Source organism: Paenibacillus plantiphilus, assembly GCF_927798095.1.
In the GTDB taxonomy this organism is placed as follows: domain Bacteria; phylum Bacillota; class Bacilli; order Paenibacillales; family Paenibacillaceae; genus Paenibacillus_Z; species Paenibacillus_Z plantiphilus.
In genome coordinates this window covers 126,710-146,902 of sequence record NZ_CAKMMF010000009.1, presented here as the reverse complement: position 1 = coordinate 146,902, position 20,193 = coordinate 126,710, and the positions used below count along the sequence as shown (strand labels likewise).

The 20,193-nt window shown below is 44.8% G+C and carries 21 protein-coding genes; 7 read left to right on the top strand and 14 right to left on the bottom strand.

Going from position 1 to position 20,193, the window contains the following annotated elements:
- Positions 1-121: 121 nt before the first annotated feature.
- The gene (locus tag L6H65_RS10225) at positions 122-568 is read left to right on the top strand and encodes a hypothetical protein (protein ID WP_236341145.1); all 447 of its coding nucleotides are present in this window, start codon (positions 122-124) and stop codon (positions 566-568) included.
- Positions 569-688: 120 nt separating this feature from the next.
- Here the strand turns inward: L6H65_RS10225 and L6H65_RS10220 are convergent, their stop codons facing one another.
- From L6H65_RS10220 to L6H65_RS10210, 3 genes are all read right to left on the bottom strand, one after another.
- Entirely contained in the window at positions 689-1,621 is a 933-nt protein-coding gene (locus L6H65_RS10220; protein WP_236341143.1) for an MBL fold metallo-hydrolase, read from the bottom strand.
- 308 nt (positions 1,622-1,929) lie between these two features.
- On the bottom strand, positions 1,930-2,523 hold the full coding sequence (locus L6H65_RS10215) for a TetR/AcrR family transcriptional regulator (protein ID WP_236341141.1): 594 nt from the start codon (positions 2,521-2,523) through the stop codon (positions 1,930-1,932).
- 248 nt (positions 2,524-2,771) lie between these two features.
- Complete coding sequence (locus tag L6H65_RS10210; protein ID WP_236341139.1) at positions 2,772-3,086, bottom strand: WGxxGxxG family protein; 315 nt, start codon at positions 3,084-3,086, stop codon at positions 2,772-2,774.
- A gap of 616 nt (positions 3,087-3,702) precedes the next feature.
- On the opposite strand from L6H65_RS10210, the gene L6H65_RS10205 reads away from it, so the two are divergent.
- A complete protein-coding gene (locus tag L6H65_RS10205; protein ID WP_236341132.1) occupies positions 3,703-4,977 on the top strand; it encodes an MFS transporter in 1,275 nt (424 codons plus the stop codon).
- 101 nt (positions 4,978-5,078) lie between these two features.
- On the opposite strand, the gene L6H65_RS10200 is transcribed toward L6H65_RS10205, so the two are convergent.
- Positions 5,079-5,498 (bottom strand): Lrp/AsnC family transcriptional regulator, encoded by a 420-nt coding sequence (locus L6H65_RS10200; RefSeq protein WP_236341130.1) that lies wholly within the window; start codon positions 5,496-5,498, stop codon positions 5,079-5,081.
- Between the two features lie 162 nt (positions 5,499-5,660).
- Between L6H65_RS10200 and L6H65_RS10195 the strand changes: the two genes are divergently transcribed.
- Complete coding sequence (locus tag L6H65_RS10195; protein WP_236341128.1) at positions 5,661-6,419, top strand: MBL fold metallo-hydrolase; 759 nt, start codon at positions 5,661-5,663, stop codon at positions 6,417-6,419.
- A 177-nt stretch (positions 6,420-6,596) separates the two neighbouring features.
- Positions 6,597-7,064 carry a DUF2975 domain-containing protein gene (locus tag L6H65_RS10190; protein WP_236341126.1) on the top strand — a complete coding sequence of 156 codons (468 nt, stop codon included), beginning with the start codon at positions 6,597-6,599 and terminating at the stop codon, positions 7,062-7,064.
- Between the two features lie 130 nt (positions 7,065-7,194).
- Here L6H65_RS10190 and L6H65_RS10185 read toward each other — a convergent pair whose 3' ends face one another.
- Entirely contained in the window at positions 7,195-8,061 is an 867-nt protein-coding gene (locus L6H65_RS10185; RefSeq protein WP_236341124.1) for a DMT family transporter, read from the bottom strand.
- Positions 8,062-8,240: 179 nt separating this feature from the next.
- On the opposite strand from L6H65_RS10185, the gene L6H65_RS10180 reads away from it, so the two are divergent.
- On the top strand, positions 8,241-9,131 hold the full coding sequence (locus L6H65_RS10180; RefSeq protein WP_253074659.1) for a LysR family transcriptional regulator: 891 nt from the start codon (positions 8,241-8,243) through the stop codon (positions 9,129-9,131).
- A gap of 81 nt (positions 9,132-9,212) precedes the next feature.
- Here L6H65_RS10180 and L6H65_RS10175 read toward each other — a convergent pair whose 3' ends face one another.
- Together L6H65_RS10175 and L6H65_RS10170 are read right to left on the bottom strand one after the other, a co-directional pair.
- Positions 9,213-11,468, bottom strand: coding sequence for an ATP-binding cassette domain-containing protein (locus L6H65_RS10175; RefSeq protein ID WP_236341120.1), 2,256 nt, complete (start codon positions 11,466-11,468; stop codon positions 9,213-9,215).
- 168 nt (positions 11,469-11,636) lie between these two features.
- Positions 11,637-11,966: an ArsR/SmtB family transcription factor gene (locus L6H65_RS10170; protein WP_236341118.1), complete on the bottom strand. Its 330-nt coding sequence runs from the start codon at positions 11,964-11,966 to the stop codon at positions 11,637-11,639.
- 275 nt (positions 11,967-12,241) lie between these two features.
- Between L6H65_RS10170 and L6H65_RS10165 the strand changes: the two genes are divergently transcribed.
- Positions 12,242-12,811, top strand: a complete 570-nt coding sequence (locus tag L6H65_RS10165; RefSeq protein ID WP_236341107.1) for a YdeI/OmpD-associated family protein — start codon at positions 12,242-12,244, stop codon at positions 12,809-12,811.
- A 143-nt stretch (positions 12,812-12,954) separates the two neighbouring features.
- Here the strand turns inward: L6H65_RS10165 and L6H65_RS10160 are convergent, their stop codons facing one another.
- The 5 genes from L6H65_RS10160 to L6H65_RS10140 form a co-directional block, all read right to left on the bottom strand.
- Positions 12,955-13,173, bottom strand: coding sequence for a helix-turn-helix domain-containing protein (locus L6H65_RS10160; protein WP_236341098.1), 219 nt, complete (start codon positions 13,171-13,173; stop codon positions 12,955-12,957).
- Between the two features lie 9 nt (positions 13,174-13,182).
- Positions 13,183-13,665: a DUF2975 domain-containing protein gene (locus L6H65_RS10155; protein WP_236341096.1), complete on the bottom strand. Its 483-nt coding sequence runs from the start codon at positions 13,663-13,665 to the stop codon at positions 13,183-13,185.
- 32 nt (positions 13,666-13,697) lie between these two features.
- A complete protein-coding gene (locus tag L6H65_RS10150) occupies positions 13,698-14,177 on the bottom strand; it encodes a DUF2975 domain-containing protein (RefSeq protein ID WP_236341093.1) in 480 nt (159 codons plus the stop codon).
- A 215-nt stretch (positions 14,178-14,392) separates the two neighbouring features.
- Positions 14,393-15,289, bottom strand: a complete 897-nt coding sequence (locus L6H65_RS10145; RefSeq protein ID WP_236341091.1) for a class I SAM-dependent methyltransferase — start codon at positions 15,287-15,289, stop codon at positions 14,393-14,395.
- Between the two features lie 68 nt (positions 15,290-15,357).
- Positions 15,358-15,768, bottom strand: coding sequence for an Rrf2 family transcriptional regulator (locus L6H65_RS10140; RefSeq protein WP_236341089.1), 411 nt, complete (start codon positions 15,766-15,768; stop codon positions 15,358-15,360).
- Positions 15,769-15,907: 139 nt separating this feature from the next.
- Between L6H65_RS10140 and L6H65_RS10135 the strand changes: the two genes are divergently transcribed.
- Positions 15,908-16,561: a suppressor of fused domain protein gene (locus L6H65_RS10135; RefSeq protein ID WP_236341086.1), complete on the top strand. Its 654-nt coding sequence runs from the start codon at positions 15,908-15,910 to the stop codon at positions 16,559-16,561.
- A gap of 212 nt (positions 16,562-16,773) precedes the next feature.
- Here the strand turns inward: L6H65_RS10135 and L6H65_RS10130 are convergent, their stop codons facing one another.
- A complete protein-coding gene (locus L6H65_RS10130) occupies positions 16,774-17,424 on the bottom strand; it encodes an HAD family hydrolase (RefSeq protein WP_236341084.1) in 651 nt (216 codons plus the stop codon).
- A 58-nt stretch (positions 17,425-17,482) separates the two neighbouring features.
- Positions 17,483-19,753 (bottom strand): copper amine oxidase N-terminal domain-containing protein, encoded by a 2,271-nt coding sequence (locus tag L6H65_RS10125; protein WP_236341082.1) that lies wholly within the window; start codon positions 19,751-19,753, stop codon positions 17,483-17,485.
- Between the last annotated feature and the right edge of the window lie 440 nt (positions 19,754-20,193).

Genomic DNA, 20,193 nt, shown 5'->3' with positions numbered 1-20,193 from the left:
CCTTAAAAATTGTAAAAGTAAATTGGTTCCAATGCCTCATTACATAAATATGTAAATAGAGGTAATTTAAGATAAGGGACTGGCCAGTCTACTTATAGGAATGCTTAGGAGGATTACAATAATGTTTATTAACAGATTAAAGAAAAGTTCTATCGCTTTATTAAGTGCAGCTCTTATTATTGGATCACTGTTGATTTCTTCAAATGTTAATGCATCCGCGTCCGTGAGTACACCGACTGGAACAGTTAGTACTTCGTCCTATACTCAAATTGATTCTGGTTATAGCTCTTACCGTACGTTGGCTCCCGGTGCAACAGAATCATTCAAAATTTTTAATTTCAGTCCGTATGCTAGGGCATATCAATTAATTGTTTCCAGCTCAGCATCAGCCAACTATTATCCATCCAGCATTAACATTAGTGGCCAGGGTAGGATACACTATTTGGCGCAGCAGCCTGGGCTCTATGTCTATGATATAATATTGCAGCCGGGAGCAGTTGCTAACATCGATGTGAGCAGTGCATCATTTCCCTTTACTCCTAATAATTATGTGATTAGTGTTTATTAAAATAAGTTGATCATGGACGCCATAATCCCGCAATCGATTTCTTTGATTGCGGGATTATGGTGTAGCTTACCCAAGAGTCTGGTCGGTCAAGCAAAATAAAAACAGCGGCAAGCGCTGTTTTTATTTTTTCTTCCACCATGTAACATTTTCATATACCAGAGATTCGAATGAAGGAATTCTTAAAGTCTCCCCAATTGACGGTGTAACGATGTTCACTTGTGCTTCCCTGGCTGCTTTCGTCACACGTTCGATTGGCTCATTCCAGTCATGCAGGGCCAACGTGAATCCTGCCCAATGGATGGGAAGCAACAATTTCCCCTTCACATCCAGATGAGCCTGGACTGTTTCTTCAGGCATCATATGAATATTAGACCAACGCTTGTCGTATTGACCGCATTCCATGAGTGTCAAATCAAATGGACCGTATTTTTCGCCAATTTCCTGAAAATGTGGACCAAACCCACTATCACCGCTGAAGTACACGCGGCTCCTATTACTTATAATGACCCATGAGGACCATAAGGTCGAATCCCGGTCAAACAGACTGCGCCCTGAAAAATGTCTCGCCGGCGTACATATTAATTGAATTCCATCTAATGTGGACGTATCCCACCAATTATGTTCGGTAATGCTCGATTGGCCGATTCCCCAGCGCATTAAATGACTACCGAGGCCAAGCGGTACATAAAAATGCTTAACTCTTCCCTTCAGCTTTTGAATGGAACTGTAATCCAGATGATCATAATGATCATGAGAAAAAATAACTGCATCGATAACCGGAAGCTTGTCGAGGTCGATAGGAACATCTTTGCTAAAACGCTTATTGCCGAATATGGGAATCGGCGTTGGAGAAGTTCCTAACATCGGGTCGAACAGCAGTGTTTTCCCTTCCAATTCCAGCATAAGTGCTGAATGCCCGAACCATGTCACACGCGTTAGGTTTTCTTGTTGTATACTAGCGGGATCTACGCGCTTAACCGGCAGCGGAGTAATCGGTTTCCGATTTGGATTCCCCTTCACATAGTCCCGTAATATAGATAGCAAGTCTGCCATTCTCATGCTCATGGAGGTAGGGATTTGATTCACAAATTTTTTGCGGCCGTAATTCGGAAGATGTCGGTAGCTATTGCGTTTCTCCGCAGACTCTTTTTGTCCGAATGGTGGATAGTAGTTTAGGAAAAATGCAGTTGATAGTATAATAATAGCTGCGCATATCAGAACAGGGATCATCAGGTTATACCTCGATTGTCAAACGGCGGTTTTGTCATTTTATGATCTCCTTTTCATTTATCAAGCACTTATTAGTGAACGTTCATTTATTTTGTTGTAAAAAATATTCGGCATCGCATTCTCTGTTTTGATTATGCTTTTATGGCATCCCAGCTCATAACGATAGCCGCATTTATTTGTTCATCTTCGAATTGAGTTCCGTTTTTCAAATGTATCTTTGCCAGTTCGGCTACCGGCAAGACCGCGTATACGATTAACGTACGAACATCCTCTTGTTTAAATAAGCCTTGCACTTTACCGGTATCAAACATCTCGAAAATCGGTTGAAAAAGACCTGCCGTATCTTCTAGACACCATTTCTGAGGCAGTGGCGAATTCATGATTTGCTCCATGAACAAAAAATACTGCTTGTGGTTTTGTATAAACTGAACGTAGTTGCGAATGATCGAGTCAAACCGTTCTTCTACCGTTTTAGAAGCATCAAAGCCTTGAAACATTTTCTCACTCATTTTACCTTTTACTTTCAGGTAAGTTTTAAGAAGCAGGTCCTCCTTGTTTTCATGATAAATGTAAATCGTAGCAGCCGAAACGTTTGCTTTTTTAGCAATTTTAGAAATCGACGTTTCGGCAAATCCGATCTCATTGACGAGCTGTATTGTTGCATCAAAGATTGCTTCTACTTTGTTATCGTCTCTATGTCTCATAAAGGAATAATAAATGATCATTCATTTAATGTCAATCAAAGGACTTGCTGTTGGGGTTACTGAATGAATTCTGAGGGTGCGCTCCAAATTCATGACCAGAAATTTTTGATGGGGAATTACAATTCCCCATCAAAAATCAGATCGATGTACTTGTCAGACGACTTTCTAAACGCTTTCCAGGTCACTTTATTCAACGATGCGAGTGCAGCTATCGGCTTCTATCAGTGGAGGCTAACCATTAGTCACAATCTTTTTGGATATCGTGTAGGTTACGAGCGCTGAGGATTACGGTCATGGTTACGACTTCTCATACCAGCTAAACCGATTAAACCTAAAAGGCCTAACCAGCCCCAATCGAAATCATTATCATTGTTGGTTGCATTAGCTCGATAGTTCCCTCCACTATTTGAGTTCATATTGTTGCTATTCATCGAACGGTTGTCGGAAGACTGGTTGCTTTGGGCAGTGAGTGAAGTCATATTATTTATCTGATTTGATCCAGCGGCGCTTATGATTCCGGCGCCCAGCATTAATGTAAAGCAGCTTAGCAGTGAAAACGTCAACAGGACCTTTATTTTCCTCAAGTAAGTCAACTCCTCAGCTGATTTAGTGAATCACCTTTGGTTTTCCCGCAAAGGAATTGAACTATGCGTTAGAACCTATAAATCAACTTACCTCGTCCCCTCTTCCCCAAATGCATACCATACAAATTCGTCTTTTTGAGCATCTAACCTTGTCGACTTCATAAGCTAAAAAAATCAAATCCGTACCATGTGGCCCAATGGTACGGTTGTTGTCAGGGGGTTACGGATGCAGATTCTTTTACCCCTCGAAAAATTTTACCCATTTGTATATTTGTTATTCATTCTGAATCGAAAATGAATTCGTTCCGAATATCTTGAAATATGGCATCATCGTTCTCATCTCGCCAAACTGTCCGCCGAGGGTTTATTGCAACACTTTTGCTGCTGCAGGATCAGGTGTTTACCTGCACAATAACCTGCTATTCAGCGATAGCAAGACAGATTGTTCCATTGATGATATGGATAATCCCGACTATTGCGAGAAACATTATAGTCATTCTTGACAGGGCTAAACTTGGCATCGACTCATTGTATGCTCATACGAAGAGAAGGCCCATGATTTTCACGATTATTATCCAGGTGTGAAATTAGTCGGATGTGTGAAGGAGCGTCAATAATGAAAGAAAAAAAGAAATTGGATTTGGCCGCGTTGTCGTCCATACCATTGATTATGACGCTTGCGAATTCAATGCTCATCCCGATTCTTCCTTTGATGCAGCGGGAATTAAACATATCTGATTTACAGACGAGCTTAATCATAACGGTCTATGCTGCCGTGTCCATCGTATGTATCCCTATTGCGGGGTATTTATCGGACCGTTTCGGTCGTAAACGGATTATCGTCATCAGCTTAATTATTGTGGCGGTTGGCGGATTGATTTCGGGACTGGCGGCATGGCTTATGAAGGAACATGGCAGCTACTATGTCATTTTGCTGGGGCGGTTCATCCAAGGCATAGGAGCCGCCGGAGCTTTTCCGATTGTGCTCCCTTTGGTCGGCGATATGTTTGACAGTAAAGAAGAAGTAAGCAAGGGTCTTGGCATGGTCGAAACTTCCAATACGTTCGGCAAAGTACTCAGTCCCGTATTAGGCTCCTCCCTTGCGTTGGTCTTTTGGTTTCTGCCGCTCGCCGTAATTCCGTTTATCTCGATCCTTTCTATTCTGGCTGTGTTGTTCTTCGTGAAAACTCCCGGATCGAGTGATTCCACTGCTGAGGAGGAATCGAACACGGAAAATCGCTTTCGATCGTTTATACATAATACAGCGTTATTACTGGCCGAGAAAGGACACTGGCTTTATGCGATTTTCTCCATCGGCTGCCTAGCAATGTTCATCATGTTCGGATTTCTTTATTATCTGTCATCCGTCCTTGAACATCATTACCACATCGACGGGATCAAAAAAGGACTTCTATTGGCGATTCCGTTAAGCGCCATCTGTATTTCCTCGTATATCACGGGCAAAATCGTGGGTGAGAATAAGCTCCGCATGAAGGTATTCAGCGTGATCGGGCTTTTCGTTCTGACTGCTGCGATGCTGACTTGCGGCATAGCCAACACGAAGAGTATGTGGTTTCTGATCTCACTCATGTTCGTTAGCGGCGGAGGAATCGGTCTCGTCCTCCCGAGCCTTGATGCGTTGATTACGGAAGGCATCGAGAAAAAGCAGCGCGGGACGATCACATCCTTGTATAGCAGTGCCCGATTCATCGGCGTTGCGTTAGGTCCATTGATTGCCTCGGTCATGTTAAAGAACGAGGCGTGGCTATTCTACTTATTCGCTGGCAGCGCATTGCTTTGCTCCATTCTTGCTCTGTTCACAATCAAGCCGACTTCTTCGAGTAAAGTCCCATCGCGCAAGACATCACAAAAAAAAGGAGCAGTTGAATGATGTGCCGGTTGCCTTCAAGACCTTCGGGGACAATATTAGCAATACTGGTCACATAGCTGCGATAAAAAGCCGGTATCCTTATGAGACGTAAAACACCGGCTTCATGATTTTTTAATAACAATCGACAATTTGTAGTTTGCGTACTTGTTCAATCCTTCCAGAAATTTATCTGCGTGTTCATTGGATGGAAATCTGCACTCAAGAATGTAACAGCCATCTCCACTAATTTTGTAGTTATTTAATACGTATTGCTCTTGGTCCTGGATAAAGGTAAGCAAAGGCTGATGATTATGAGTATTAGGGGTATTCGTATAGATCGTAATAAAGGCATGAATATAATAACCACATTTAAATTGATTCACTTTAATCGAATATTCCTCTATAACACCAGTATCCTCCAGCTTCGCAACACGACTTGCGGTTGCTTGTCCGGTCAAATGCACCTTCCCCCCTAATTCCTTCATTGTAATACGACTATTTCTAGATAATTCAGCCAAAATAAGCATATCGGTGTGATCCATTGTAATCCCCCTGTAGAAAATAAAACGTAGAGTTTGAATAAGGCTTAGTTTAGATTAGTTTCAAAACTCAAGTCAAACCGCCAAATGACTTGATTAAAACGATGTAAACCAAATTGCCCCTCCGATACAATAAGAGCATAACAAACAAAAGGGGCTGTAAATATGAAAGTTACAGGGATTAGAAATGCAACCTTGGTTGTTGAATATGCTGGCATGAAATTTTTGATTGACCCGTTTCTGGCGGACAAAGGTGCTTACCCGCCTTTTCCGAACTCGTTAAGAGGGGATCAATTTAATCCGTTGGTGAGCTTACCCACTTCTCTTGACAATATTATAAATGTTGATGCTGTTATTGTAACCCATCTGCATTTGGATCATTTTGACGATACAGCCAAAGAGGTGCTTCCAAAAGATATCCCGATGTTTGTACAGAACGAAGACGATGCAATTGAAGTTCGCAATGCCGGCTTTCGGCGAGTCGAAGTTCTTGATGAGGATTCATATTTTGAAGATATCCAACTGATCAAGACAAAAGGAGAACACGGTCGAGGGGAAATCGTAAAGCTTGCCGGTGAGGTTTGTGGCGTAGTTTTTAAGCACGAGGATGAGAAAACGTTATATGTAGCTGGAGATACAGTTTGGTATGAAGCTGTTCAAGAAATAATCGAAGTCCACAAACCAGAGATCATTGTCGTAAATGGCGGGGATAACCAATTTCTACAAGGCGGTTCTTTAGTAATGGGTAAAGAGGATATTTATCACGTGTGTCAAGCAGCTCCAAACTCCAAAATCATTTCAGTCCATATGGAAGCCGTCAATCACTGGACATTATCCAGAGAAGAACTAAGAAGCTTCCTTGCTGAAAAAGGAAGCTCCTCTAATGTTTTAATACCGGATGACGGTGAATCCTATACCTTTTAAATGTAGGCTTCGGCATGGTCAACTCCATCGCCTTCCATGGACTTGACCGATATTCCTTCTTCAAAGGGGAACTTCAATAACAATAATATTTTAGTTAATAACAACATTAATTTATTGTATAACGATAAGTCATGTGATAAAATCATTTTGTTATTATATAAGTGTGAGGTGATTTCAATGCATGTTAAACGAGGTTCAACCACTTTCTTAAAGGTAATTATTGTTCTGGCTGGAATTGCAGTGCTTGCTTTATGTATCTGTTTGCCTGGGATAGCCGTTAGAGATGCAAGGGTACATCCAGATACGGCGTACTTCCTAATCCCCTTCTTAATATGTGCATACGGATTCTGTATTGCGTTTTCAGTTTCGTTGTATCAGGCATTTAAATTATTAACCTACATCGAGAAGAACAATGCTTTCTCTGAATTATCTCTTAAATCCTTGCAGACTATAAAGAGATGTGCTTTTACATTCATTATTCTCATTGTGATAGCAATAGTAAGTTTAAGGGTGCTTGCTACAGTTACAAATAGTGATGATGCAGCGGGACCTACATCATTATGTCTAATGGGTATTCTAGCAACAAGTATCATCGCAGCCATTGTGGACGCACTTCAAAAGCCATTAAAAAAGTATGGTCGATAGATGCAAAAATGGCTGATGCTGGATCATGAGCACCCTCTCCTCCGCACGGGCGAATCCTCTGACAATGCCGTCGGAATGCTTGCAAGCACATTCGCCTCATCCGCTGCGACAATACGTTACGCTGATCGACTCACCCCTTCCTCTCTCCACCAGCTTCACCTAACCAAGTGGAGCCCAGCAGCAAGGCAGCGCCGATCAGTTGCTGCAAAGTCATCCTCTCTCCTACAAGCAGAGCTGATATCAATAATGAGGTTAGGGGGTCGATATAACTCAATACGGCGATGCTTTGGCCTTGCAGTTCTTTCATTCCAGCAAAGAATAGATAAAATCCAACCCCGCCATGAAGGATACCGAGCACGAGTATCATTACAACCGCATCACCGGTGATTGAAAAGATGTCGAAACCGCTTGTGAATAGCACGAATGGGAGCAACATCGCCACCGATAAACCAAGCTGCAGAAGCGTATTGGTCAGCCCGTCGAGGTCCCGAATAAACTTGTTGATCAGCGTCAAAACAGCATAGAAACCCGCCGCGATAAGTCCGTAGGCGATGCCTAGCAGATGATGCCCGGTTGCATCCATCCTGCCATTTTGCAAAATGAAGAACAAGCCGAGCAAAGCAATACCGACACATGCTGCCTTTTTGAGCGACAGCTTTTCTTTCAGAACGAAGGGTGAGAGCATAATAACAATAACAGGCGCAAAATAATAGCTCAACGCTGCATTAGCAATCGTTGTTTCCTTGTATGCTTGAAACAGAAAGATCCAGTTGCCGCTCAGTGCTGCGCTCGCAATGAAGAGAACAGCGGCATTCTTCTTCACTTGCTGCCACGACATTCTTTGCCTAGTCCACATGAAAACCACCATCAGCAGCAGACCGCCGATCAAGCTCAAGAGCAAGGCAATTTCTCCGGAGGACAAGTTGATATATTTGGCGAACACGCCAACTGCACCGAAGATGATCATCGACATAATAAAATAAATTTTTTCCTTCATATGTTATTCCCGCTTTCTACTAATATGATGGTGAACCAATGAGATCATCCGCCCTTGCATACATCCCATATTGAGTTCTATTGCGATATAGTGTATCATCCTTTTTAACATTACTAAAACGAATGTTCATCATGTTATAGATGACAAAAACAGATGCTAGGGGTGGGAATAGGATGGATATGAATATCCAAAAATACTTGGCATTAGTCAAAACAGTAGAATACGGGAGCTTTACAAAAGCTGCTGAAGCATTGAACTACTCACAGTCGGGCATCAGCCGCATGATTAACGATTTGGAAACGGAATGGAAGGTTTCACTCCTTGAGCGTGGACGATCTGGCGTTAGTCTGACCTCTGAAGGTCTTTTACTGCTTCCTTTCGCACAAAATGTATGTCATGAATATCAGAAATTGCAAACACAAATTGACGAATTACACGGTCTCCAATCAGGGTTTATACGGATTGGGACATTTTCAAGTGTAGCCACCCATTGGCTTCCAAATATAATCAAAGCATTTCAAAAAGTATTTCCGAACGTTGACTATGAGCTTTTGCTTGGTGACTATACAGAAATCGAAGGCTGGATTTTGGAAGGGCGCGTCGATTGCGGTTTTCTCAGACTTCCGACACATCCCAAGCTGGAGACGATCTTTTTGGAGCAGGACAAGCTGCTTGTGATTTTGCCGGAAGACCACTCCTTGGCCGGTTGTGATCGTTTTCCTGTCGGGGCATTAGGCGAAGACCCATTCATGCTCTTGGAAAAAGGCGCAAAGGCTGAAATATCGGAAATATTTGAGCGATATAATATTACACCAAAGGTGCAGTTTACGACGTGGGATGATTATGCCATCATGTCGATGGTAGAAAGTGGTCTGGGGATCAGCATTTTGCCTGAGCTTATTTTGAAGCGTATCCCCTACCGGATTGTGGTTAAAGAACTCGAAGTACCAGCCTATCGCAAGATCGGCTTTGCAATGAAAGATAAGGATTCCGCACCACTCGCGGTCAAGCGATTTATAGATTATCTGCAATACAGGAGCAATCCAGTAAACCCTTGTTTTAATTGTTGATCGCAAACGCCAAATAACTCTACCATTTGGTAGAGTTATTTGATTTGTCTGTAATCGTAAAGATTGATCAGAGTTTAGTGCTTACAACAAGTATTTCCCTGTGATCGACTGCTCCGCATGGATGATCTGTGGAGGCGTGCCCTCGAACACGACTTGACCGCCTCTGCTCCCTCCGTCCGGCCCCATATCGATGATCCAATCCGCTTGGCTGATCACTTCGAGGTTGTGCTCGATGACAATCACCGTATTGCCGGCATCCACGAGCCGGTTCATAATCTCCATAAGGTGACCGATATCTGACATATGCAGGCCGGTCGTCGGCTCGTCCATCACGTAGATGCTGCCCTTCTTATGCAGCTCGCTTGCCAGCTTAATGCGCTGGCATTCCCCGCCCGAGAGCGTGCTGAGCGGCTGGCCGAGTGTAATATAGTTCAGCCCCACATCACTCATTGCCTGGAGCTTGCGCACAACCTCTTTCAGCTGAAAGAAATCCAATGCCTGCTCCACTGTCATCTCAAGCACTTCTGCAATAGATTTGCCGTTCAGCGTGTACGCGAGCACCTCTTCCTTGAACCGTTTGCCTCCGCATGCTTCGCATGGGAGTTTCACGCTGTCGAGGAATGCAAGGTCTGTATACACAACACCGAGCCCTTGGCAGTTCTCGCAAGCCCCCTTGGAGTTGAAGCTGAACAAGCCTTGGTTCACCTTATTCGCGGTAGCAAACGCCTTGCGCACATCATCCATAATGCCCGTGTAGGTCGCGGGATTCGAGCGTGTTGACACGCCTACCGCCGATTGGTCGATGACAATCGCATCCGAATGCTCGCCCAGGAATACGTCGTTGATCAGCGTACTCTTGCCCGAGCCGGCGACACCTGTAACGACTGTCAGCACCCCGGTTGGAATATCTACACTCACATTCCGCACGTTGTGCAAAGTGGCCTCCTTGATAGACAGCTTGCCGGAAGGCTGCCTGCAATCCTGCTTCAGTTGGAGCGGCCGCTTCATATGATTGCCTGTCAGTGTGCCGGCCTCCAGCAGTCCATGGAAGCTTCCTTCATACGTGATCGTACCGCCGCGGCTGCCTGCATGAGGACCAACGTCAACAATATGATCCGCCACCTTGATCACATCAGGATCATGCTCGACGACAATAACGGTATTGCCCTTGTCGCGCAGCTTCTGAAGCAATTCATTTAACCGGTGTACATCACGGGGATGCAAGCCTACGCTTGGCTCATCGAAAATGTAAGTGACATCCACCAGGCTGCCGCTAAGATGCTTCACCATCTTGACGCGCTGCGACTCGCCGCCGGACAACGTATCCGTCTCACGATCCAGCGTCAAGTAGTCAAGTCCGACATCCACCAGATGCTGCAGCCGCTCTGTTAACGACTTGGCGATTGGCGCGGCGATCGCATCGTCAATCTCCTGAATGACGCGGATGAGCTGGCCGACCTCCATGGAGGACATCTCTGCAATGTTAAGTCCATTGATTCTGCAGCTGAGCGCGGCTTGACTGAGCCTCGCGCCGCGGCAGCTGGAGCATGGCCCCTCGGAGATGTACGGCGCGACCGTTTTTTGCGTACGCTCGGACTTCGTCTTCACATCCTGCTTGATATATTTGTTGGTGAACTTCTCAATGATGCCTTCCACTGTAATATTCATAGCCTTACCGGCGAAATCCATCTTCACTTTTCTCGCCTTGCCATGCAGCAGCTGCTCCAGCTCCTCATCCGAATAATCGCTCAGCTTCTTGTCGAGATCGAAGGAACCCGACTGCACAACCATCGACCATTCCCAGCTGCTTACCCCATAATCCGGCAGCATGATTGCCCCTTCATTCAACGACTTTGACATATCCACCGCCTTGCTCATGTCTACGCCTAGCTTTCGGCCGATCCCATTGCACTCGGGACACATGCCATGCGGATCGTTAAACGAGAACATATGCGCTTGTCCAACATTGGGCTGACCCACTCGGGAAAAGAGAAGACGGAGAATCGGAGAAATATCGGTAATCGTGCCCATCGTGGAATGGGAACCGCCGCCCAGCCGCTTCTGATCCACAATAACGGCCATGCTCAGGTTCTCGATTGCGTCCGCATCCGGCTGTGGATAACGAGGCAGAAAATTGCGAACGAACATGCTGAAGTTCTCATTCAGCAGGCGCGTGGATTCTGCGGCAATCGTATCGAAGACGATTGATGACTTGCCGGATCCGGATACCCCGGTGAAGATCGTGATCTTCCGCTTAGGAATGCGCAAGGATACGTTCTTGAGATTGTTCTCCCTCGCACCCGAGATTACGATATATTCCTGATTTGATTCACTCATGCTTAATTTCCCTCCAATAGTGTTCATTTGTGCATCTGTTCGCATAGTACCATTCTCGTGCAAATGGAGTCAGGCAGTCCTTGGCTTGATCCGAAGCAACAATAACTTGTGGGATCAACATAAACCGGCTGCAGCAAACGACATGCAGCCGGTTTATGTTAATTCGGATCATTCTTCTTCATCCTCTAATAGTTGGTTTAAGCGCAACATATTCGCACTCCAGAACTTGTTGTAGAAAGCCAACCAATCTTGAACTTCTCTGAGTGGAGAGGCGTTCAGCCTAAATCTCGTTTCTCTGCCGACTTTTCGGTCCAGTGCCAGTCCAGCCTCTTTAAGAATTGTCAGATGCTTGGATACCGCTGTGCGGCCCATTGTAAACTGTGCCGTTAATTCATGGAGCGGTATCTCCTCTTCCTCTGCTAACAGATGAATCAGTCTGCGTCTGGTTGGATCTGCAATCGCGTCGAACACATCCCGCAGCTGGCTGCTCTCGCTCATAGCACCCCCTCCAAAATATTATTTTATGTAGTAAATTAGACTTTATTTCGTGAGACTTTTATTGTATGACACCATTTGGTGTCGTGTCAATCGCATATACAGGTTGAGGAATTCGATTTAGGAAGTATGACATACTGTTGTCATACTTCTTTATTTATAATAACAAATAGAGGCATAAACAATACAGCTCATTCCTATCATCGCACATGTCCTCAGATCACTATCGCTGCAGGATTATGCCTGGTAATAAAAGTGTAGAAGGGTGATGGTTTAAAATGGAAATAGACAATCTGATTGCAGTAAAATCGAGGGAAGAATTAAGGATGTGGCTGCAGGAGAATTGTAAGACTGAAAAGTCTTGTTGGGTCGTCATTAGTATGACGCCTAAGCCGGATATGTTGCTATATTTGGACGCGGTTGAAGAATGCTTATGTGTGGGATGGATTGATGGAGTCAAAAAGAAAATATCTGAAACGAAGGTGGCTCAGAGACTGTCGCCTAGAAGCAAAAAAAGCTCCTGGACGGAATTGAATAAAGAACGTGTCCGCCGCCTCGAAAAGCTGGGGTTAATGCGTGATGAAGGAAGAAAGGTGCTTCCTGCTATGGACCCCGATTCTTTTACAATAGATCGGATAATTGAGCACAGGCTCAAGGAAGACAGGCAAGTATATGATCATTTTTTAGCATTTCCAGCTCTTTATAATCGAGTTCGGATCGACACGATCCAAAGCATTCAAAATCAGCCGGAATTATTTAAGAGCAGATTAGACAAATTTATTGCAAACACGAAGGACAATAAAATGTACGGTCAATGGCATGACAACGGCCGTCTTCTCGATTATTAAGCTGCGTTTGATCGAAGCTGCACGCGGAGCATTCTTGTCACTCGACACAAAATTATAACCAGCGGAGTCCCTGTCCAGGACGGCCGCTGGCATATTCCATGAACGTCCCTCTGATCGTTCAATACGGTCGAAGGTTCATTGCATCATTGAGCGTCTTCATCCATCTTATATTCTAAAATATCCCCAGGCTGACATTCCAAAGCTTTGCAAATCGCCTCTAAAGTTGATAATCGAATCGCTTTAGCCTTGCCATTCTTCAATATGGAAAGATTGGCCATCGTTATGCCTACCCTCTCCGAAAGCTCGGTAACACTCATTTTCCTTTTTGCCAGCATCACGTCAACGTTTATTATTATCGCCATGTCTTCACCTCAGACCGTCAGATCGTTTTCTGATTTAATAGCAATAGCCTCTTTTAGAAGCCTTTGGAGAACAGCGGCAAACACAGCAATTACCAAGGATGCAAAAACCATGACCATTCCGATTAAGATAATGCCTGGGGCATCGTCTTTCTCTGCTAAGAGATAGAAGAGCGGCATGCCTAACACATACAAACCGCTGATTGTAAGTGCGCAATTTTTGATATTTTTCAAAACCTGTACAGACAGGTCCGAGAAAGCCTTGTTCTTGTCGATATAGCCTAAGAGCTTAAAAGCTTGATACAGAGCAATGTAAAATGGGATTGCCGCTGCATACAAATCGATGAAAACGAGATATTTCAAATACGTATGCTCTGGATACAATTCTGCCGCAAAATTGGCGATCTCCGGCACCAAAAATATGCACAAAGCAAGAACCGGGATTCCAATTACAATTACAGCCACCTTCAAAAAGAGTGTAGTTCCTCGTTCCATAACATGCACCTCACCTCGAATTTTCAGTTGCCTCAGACCGTTAGGTCATTTTCTGATTTTATAGCGATGGCATTTGTTAAAAGTCTTTGAAGCACCGTAGCAAAGGTTGCAATTACGGCGGAAGCAAATGTGCACATTAACCCCATCCCGATAATCCCTGCTACATCATCATCAATAAATAGGATGACGAATAGGATTCCTGCTGCAATGATGCTGCTGAGTGTCAACCCGCTGTACTTGATGTACTTCAAAGCTCTGACCGATAGCTCCGAGAAAGCTTTGTTCCGATCTATGTAGGTCAAAAGCTTAAAGGCTTGATACAAGGCAACAAAGAATGGAACAGACAATAAATACGCGCCTGCTAAAAAAGGATATTGCAAGTAAGAAGTCTCTGGATGCGCTTCTGCATCTCTTCTGGCCATCTCAGGCAACCAAAATATACATACTGCAAGTGCGGCCAATCCAATAAGGACAACAACTCCCTTCAGGAAAAATGTTGACCCTCGTTTCATTTCAAACACCTCACTTCATTTTTGTAACTTTGATTCTAACAGAATATTTATCGTTTTACAATAAATATTTATCTATATCAATTTGATTATTATCGTTATACGGATACGAACATACCTGCTTCCCTATCTGATCCTCAATCAATCGGATACGGCAAAAAAAGCCTGAGTGGAGTCTTGCCTCCATTCAGGCTTTCGCTTGCTGCCTTTTCAGTCGCCTACCCCTCTTCTCTGCTGTACATGTTCTGGCTTTGCAATCGAACCAGCACTTTGCCGAATCGTCCTCCCTGCTGAATCGTCACTTGATCCGCCGGATAATTCTTCTCCAGATGCTCGGAGACGATGCTGCGAATTCGCTCATCCGCAGGCAAGCCGAACAGCTTCAGCATGCTGATTGCCTCCTCGAACGCTGTTGCTCTGGTTACCACCTTCGTTTTCATTTCTCGGGTGATCAGCGACTGATAGGCATATCCCTTGAGCAGGAGCAAGTGGAGCAGGTATCCCATCTCCCAGTGCCCGGTCTTGCGGGGGCGATCCGTAATGAGAGGCCACACCTCATCGACCAGACTGTGCTCGCCAGGGCCTACGGACATGCTCATATAGCAGAATTCCCGCGCGCAGCTCAGCACCTTCTCCACACTTTCCCAATCGATCAGGACGGGACACATGGAGACAAAAACGAGATCAAACGCTTGTTCCCATCCCTTTGCCCCAATATCAATGTCCTCAAACGGCACGGGTACAATCTCGACCGTTCCGCTTGTGAGACCCGAGATATTTTCATTCATCAGCTCGACAAGAGGAAGAGAGGATTCTACGGCTGTCACATTGGCTCCTCTCTGCGCAAAGGGTACGGAAAAGCCGCCCGACGCCGCGCCAATGTCCAAGATCGATTTCTCCTTAAAGGCAACTCCCTGATCCTCCAGCCAGCTCATAATTCGTTTGGCTCTTCGTCTGCCTTCCTCGCTAAATACTTCCTCGTTGAACGTGTTCGCCTTCTGATCAAACGAGTGCGCCGGGTCGATTCCGGCGCTCTTCATCTTCTTTACTGTTATATGAGCATCTTCCTTCCAGGCCTTTTCCCAAATCGCTGCATGAAAAAGTTCATTCGTCATCGTTTGCATCTCCTTAATTAGAGTTATTAAAGACTCTTTATATCTTTAATTAGGTCGAAAAAATCGCTTTACAGCGAAATCTTCGAAAGCTTGACGGTTCGGGCTAGATCAGACATCTTTTTATTTTTCAAGTAGGTCTCCATTTCGTCCTCCGCCTCCACCATTACCAGTTGAATCAAACAATCCGGGCCATGATTGAAATCGCAATCGAACAACGAAGCCGTACCTTCAATCGCGTGGATAATATCCAGGAATGAAATATCCTCCCAGCTCCGTTTTAACCGATATCCCCCATTCGCTCCCGAAGCAGATTCGATCATTCCTGCCTTGACCAGTTTGGTCAATATTTTGGATAGATACGTAGGTGAAACCGATTGCCGCTCTGCCAGCTGCTGAACACCGATATGTTTATCTGGAGCTGCTGCGACAAGAAAGAGCATGGTGTGAAGAGCATAGTTCGTCGCTTTAGAGAACTTCATTGCGGTTGTAATCACCTCCATTAGGGATACTATATATCTATAATAGCTATTATTCTAAGAAAGGTCAAGACTTGAAGGAGAACCAAAAATAATGTCGAAATTTACGATATAAGTATTAAATTAAATGTGGAGGTTTTTTATGGTTCGTTCAGCAGAAAACTATGAGATGGTTTGTAACCATGTTGAAAGGTATATTGGCCCTGTCGCAGGCGTGTTTCAGGAGATTGTATCGGATAACCTATCGATTGATATTATAGTATCAGCACCGACCACGAAACGAAATTTTTATACACTGGTAACGTATGGTATGAGTGAATTGCCTATGACAGTTCCAGAAGGGGCAGAAGAATACCGTTATTCCGAGCTTATGATCTGCCTGCCGCCTACTTGGAAGATTTCGGACGAAGCCTTTAAAGATGAGCGGAATTACTGGCCATTTCGCGCGCTAAAGACATTGGCGAGATTTCCGCATGAGCATCGTACCTGGCTTCATTTAGGGCATACACTTGCGAATGAAGAACCGGTGAAGGCGTATAGCGAAGACGTGAAATTTCAGGGCATGCTGCTCTCACTTCCAGATATTGAAGACAAACAAGGTTTTTTTAATTTAATGATATCAAGTGACAAAGTTGTACACTTTTTCAACTTGATCCCGATCTATCAGGAGGAAATGGACTATAAGCTGAAACATGGTATGGAAGCATTGTTCGCGAAGCTCAATAAAGTTGGTACAGATGATGTCGTTAATCTGAAACGCAAAAATTCATGTAAAAAGGTTTTGGGACTCTTCTAGAACATAATTACGCTAGCTGCTGCATACTTAGCATAATGAGGTCGCTTTAATGAATGAATCTGCCAGACAATGCGGATTGTCTGGCATAGAGCTTAGTTGGGGAACAAATAACGTCCCGACAAAAAAAATTATGCCCAGCCAATTCAACTATTCTTGGCCTTCCTTCAGCATCGGTTCCTACAATATGCAGCCCTGCTTCATGTATTTGTGCTTCAAGGTGTTACGATTGATTTCAGCTCAATCAAGTCATCGATAACGTAATCAGCCTGAGCAAGCTCATCGTCTCGCGCAAAATCAAAATTGCATCCGATCGCAATTAATCCATTGTCTTTAGCTGCCTTAATATCCGATAGACGGTCTCCCACTACTGCCGCATCGGTAATACCATATTTTACAACAATAGCCCGAACTAAATCCGATTTATTCAACGATTGAATTTGTTGGATACTAAACGTTTCAGTAACCCAGTCATCCAAATGATAATAGCTCACAATTGCCTTCAAATATTGTGTCAACCCATTGCTTGCTATATATATGGAACAATTAATCTCTTTCAAATAATCAAAAACTTCCTTCACATTCGGATATAAATCGCCTTGACCACTTTTAATATGCTCAATTAATCTTTCTAGAAAAAAAGCATCCGTGAGCTCCCTTACTTCATTGGAATGAAGCGGCAACAAAGTCTCCCAAACTTGTGGCAAAGGGACGCCCATAATTTCGCGATATTGAGCAAGAGGCGTTTCCCCCTCCCAGTTGTTTAATGACCTTAAGTAGTTGAAAGCATCATGAAGTGACCGTTCCAAAATTTTATCTGTTTGAAATAGTGTTCCATCCATATCAAAAATGATCGATTGCACCATCGTATCCTCTCCTTTGGGTCATTTACGTCATGCTCACAGACAAAACGGCTCCATAATTCTATTTCCCCGTGTTCGTTGACGGAGCGACGGTCACATTGACGCTCCGGCTCACATTATCCCATGCAACAGGCAGTCCAAATGCGGCGGTCACAGCGCGAATAGGCACATAGGCGCTTCCAGAGCGGATGATCGGCTGCAGCTCCGATGCCGCCTTTTTGCCATCGATCCACAGACCCGCCCCTTCCTTAAGATCTCCTTCCACCGCCGATGGCTTCGTGCGAATCAGAACACTGCGAGTGTTCGCGTCCCATGCAACTGCTTCGCCCGTGATCGATGCGATAGCGCGCAACGGCACATAAGTCTTGCCGCTTATAGTTACCGGCTCAAACGAAGGATCGGCTGCCGGAACACCGTTGACTGACAGAAATATTTTACTTGCAGGCAGCAGCTCGAAATTGGACGAATCATCTACACTAATGATGCCTTTTCCCAACTGGAGGGGTTTCATCGTTCCGTCAGATGCTTTGCCGTAAGCGGGCATCTTAAATTTGAAATCAAACCGGCCGAACTTCGCCGTCCCTGTATAAATGAGCAGCGCTTTCTCATTGTGCTTTGTGGAGTTATTGATCATAGGCGGCTTCCAAAATACAGATACCGTACTCTCAGCATCCTTGTAATTTCCGTTAGTGCCCGTCATATGGACCGTCTCCCCGAAGCGAGCCGGATTGGGTCCGATAGACAATGGGGGCTGTTGAACCTTCAGCTGTTCATAATCACGGATAGCCTGGATATCGTCCAGAACGAGACGTTTCCCTGTTCCAACGCCGATGGCCAGCCCTTGCGGCACGCGATACATTTCTAAATAGTCGCCTTCAGTGAAAATAATGCTCATGCCGTGAAAAAAAGTCTCTCTGATTACTTCTGGCGCTGTCTCTTGTACGCCCTTGGCTGCGAATTTCTTCAAAATGCCGCAGAAGGTGTTGATGGATTTCCGATCCTCCTCATTGGCGCCGACGAGCGGAATGTAGAGGAGATCTCCCTCTTGCATGTACACTAAATCTACGTTCTCCGGCTTGCATGTGGAGGCCAATTCACTAATGCTTCGCGTTTTGGGCAATGCATCCCGCTCATCCGCATAGGACGCCCGGTCATACGACAATCGAACCGTGCTGTCATTATTATCAAGTGGACTATTGTAACTGAAATTCAGTGTGCCATGCCCCATATCTCCGGCGAAATATAACTCGTCTCCATGATACGGGATATCGTTGCTGCGGGCATACTCCAAGTCTTTGCCAGTAAGAAGCTTATCGGCAAGAACCACTACGGAATTGTCTTTAAGGTCAATCAAAGTGAGAAGGCCGGTCCGATTCGGCCGAACGACCAAATAATCCTCGCCGACCGCATGTATGGAATAAACATCATCCTTGCCAGCAAGCGCGGGCAGATCATATTCCTTGACCGCTTTCCCCTGCTCATTGAACACGGTCGCTGTTTTGCCATCCGTCAGCATCAAATATTGGAGCCATCCGTTCGGGTGATAGACCTGAAAGTAACTCGCATTGTGCTCATACCGCTGAAAGTAGCTTGCTTTCTTCTGGCTGACGATCTTATTGTTGTGGATGAGAACTCCGTACGCGTCATACTGGACGCGAGGCTCTCCATAATTGTCCATAATGGTAATAACCGAGGCGCCTCCGCCTATTCCGATTTCATTAAAAGAAACGCTGCCTTGTATAGCGGCATTCAGCTTGCCGAGATGAACGGCTGGGGATTGCTCATCCCTGGATTTATACAGCTCGCCAGTCTTCCGATCTAACCAAATGTGGCCCCAAGCGTTCTCTTTAACGAAATCATCCGCTCGCGTAATGTTCACTGTCTGCAGAGCTTCCTTCCATTCCACATCTGCCCCGGTCGCTTCTGAGAAGAAACGCAGTGGAACAAAAACCCGACCTTCAACGATTCGAAGCGGCGCCGTCAATGCGATCGTTTTGCCATTGACGGTTGCATTAGTCGAGCCGTAACTCAGCTTAACCGTGAGTTTAGGGTAGTTCATCGTCACGGATTTGGCCGATGCATTCCATGACACCAAAGTTCCGAGCAATTCCCCCATATCCCTAACAGGAAGGTACATGGCTCCATTTTTGACGAAGGGAAGTGACTTAGGTATAAATTCGTTGCCGTTCAAGGTAACCTTAATACCCTCTGTTGCAGCATTGTTGGCTGCGGCATTTACTGCAGACGGAGTTGAAGCGGAAATTGAACAGTAAAGCGTGACAGCTAGTGCGGCGGTAGTTGCAAAGGTAAACAAGCGTGATCTATGAAACATGAATACGGCCTCCATTTCGTTACGACAACGTTATATTTTTGTATAGGATGTCAATGAATAATTAGACGATTGAAAATGATAAATGTTGCGACATAAATGAATCTGGCATGCTGAGCATTACATGATGAAACAGGATGTCTGCACATGAAACGGCAAAAAAGCCTCGCCCTAAAACGGCTGTGAGGCTTCCTTTTGTAAGCTGAGCGCTGTTAACTCATCATTTGTTCCATCCCTAATAGTCCCCTGACCCAATCCGTGAACATGTACCACAATAATCGAAGCAAATTGAATATAACGCCAAACGCACCCATTCTCCATAAAATGAATCCCAAAATTACAAGCACAATAAAACTGCCACAACCTGGACTTATTTTGAAGATAACCCATAAAATAATAATACCCAACAATGCTCCTATGACTAAATGCACCGATATGCCCCC

Excerpts from the sequence above, each read along its gene's own strand:
- L6H65_RS10225 (WP_236341145.1), top strand. The coding sequence starts at position 122 with ATGTTTATTAACAGATTAAAGAAAAGTTCTATCGCTTTATTAAGTGCA.
- L6H65_RS10220 (WP_236341143.1), bottom strand. The coding sequence starts at position 1,621 with ATGGCAGACTTGCTATCTATATTACGGGACTATGTGAAGGGGAATCCA.
- L6H65_RS10215 (WP_236341141.1), bottom strand. The coding sequence starts at position 2,523 with ATGATCATTTATTATTCCTTTATGAGACATAGAGACGATAACAAAGTA.
- L6H65_RS10205 (WP_236341132.1), top strand. The coding sequence starts at position 3,703 with ATGAAAGAAAAAAAGAAATTGGATTTGGCCGCGTTGTCGTCCATACCA.
- L6H65_RS10200 (WP_236341130.1), bottom strand. The coding sequence starts at position 5,498 with ATGGATCACACCGATATGCTTATTTTGGCTGAATTATCTAGAAATAGT.
- L6H65_RS10195 (WP_236341128.1), top strand. The coding sequence starts at position 5,661 with ATGAAAGTTACAGGGATTAGAAATGCAACCTTGGTTGTTGAATATGCT.
- L6H65_RS10190 (WP_236341126.1), top strand. The coding sequence starts at position 6,597 with ATGCATGTTAAACGAGGTTCAACCACTTTCTTAAAGGTAATTATTGTT.
- L6H65_RS10185 (WP_236341124.1), bottom strand. The coding sequence starts at position 8,061 with ATGAAGGAAAAAATTTATTTTATTATGTCGATGATCATCTTCGGTGCA.
- L6H65_RS10180 (WP_253074659.1), top strand. The coding sequence starts at position 8,241 with ATGAATATCCAAAAATACTTGGCATTAGTCAAAACAGTAGAATACGGG.
- L6H65_RS10175 (WP_236341120.1), bottom strand. The coding sequence starts at position 11,468 with ATGAGTGAATCAAATCAGGAATATATCGTAATCTCGGGTGCGAGGGAG.
- L6H65_RS10170 (WP_236341118.1), bottom strand. The coding sequence starts at position 11,966 with ATGAGCGAGAGCAGCCAGCTGCGGGATGTGTTCGACGCGATTGCAGAT.
- L6H65_RS10165 (WP_236341107.1), top strand. The coding sequence starts at position 12,242 with ATGGAAATAGACAATCTGATTGCAGTAAAATCGAGGGAAGAATTAAGG.
- L6H65_RS10160 (WP_236341098.1), bottom strand. The coding sequence starts at position 13,173 with ATGGCGATAATAATAAACGTTGACGTGATGCTGGCAAAAAGGAAAATG.
- L6H65_RS10155 (WP_236341096.1), bottom strand. The coding sequence starts at position 13,665 with ATGGAACGAGGAACTACACTCTTTTTGAAGGTGGCTGTAATTGTAATT.
- L6H65_RS10150 (WP_236341093.1), bottom strand. The coding sequence starts at position 14,177 with ATGAAACGAGGGTCAACATTTTTCCTGAAGGGAGTTGTTGTCCTTATT.
- L6H65_RS10145 (WP_236341091.1), bottom strand. The coding sequence starts at position 15,289 with ATGACGAATGAACTTTTTCATGCAGCGATTTGGGAAAAGGCCTGGAAG.
- L6H65_RS10140 (WP_236341089.1), bottom strand. The coding sequence starts at position 15,768 with ATGAAGTTCTCTAAAGCGACGAACTATGCTCTTCACACCATGCTCTTT.
- L6H65_RS10135 (WP_236341086.1), top strand. The coding sequence starts at position 15,908 with ATGGTTCGTTCAGCAGAAAACTATGAGATGGTTTGTAACCATGTTGAA.
- L6H65_RS10130 (WP_236341084.1), bottom strand. The coding sequence starts at position 17,424 with ATGGTGCAATCGATCATTTTTGATATGGATGGAACACTATTTCAAACA.
- L6H65_RS10125 (WP_236341082.1), bottom strand. The coding sequence starts at position 19,753 with ATGTTTCATAGATCACGCTTGTTTACCTTTGCAACTACCGCCGCACTA.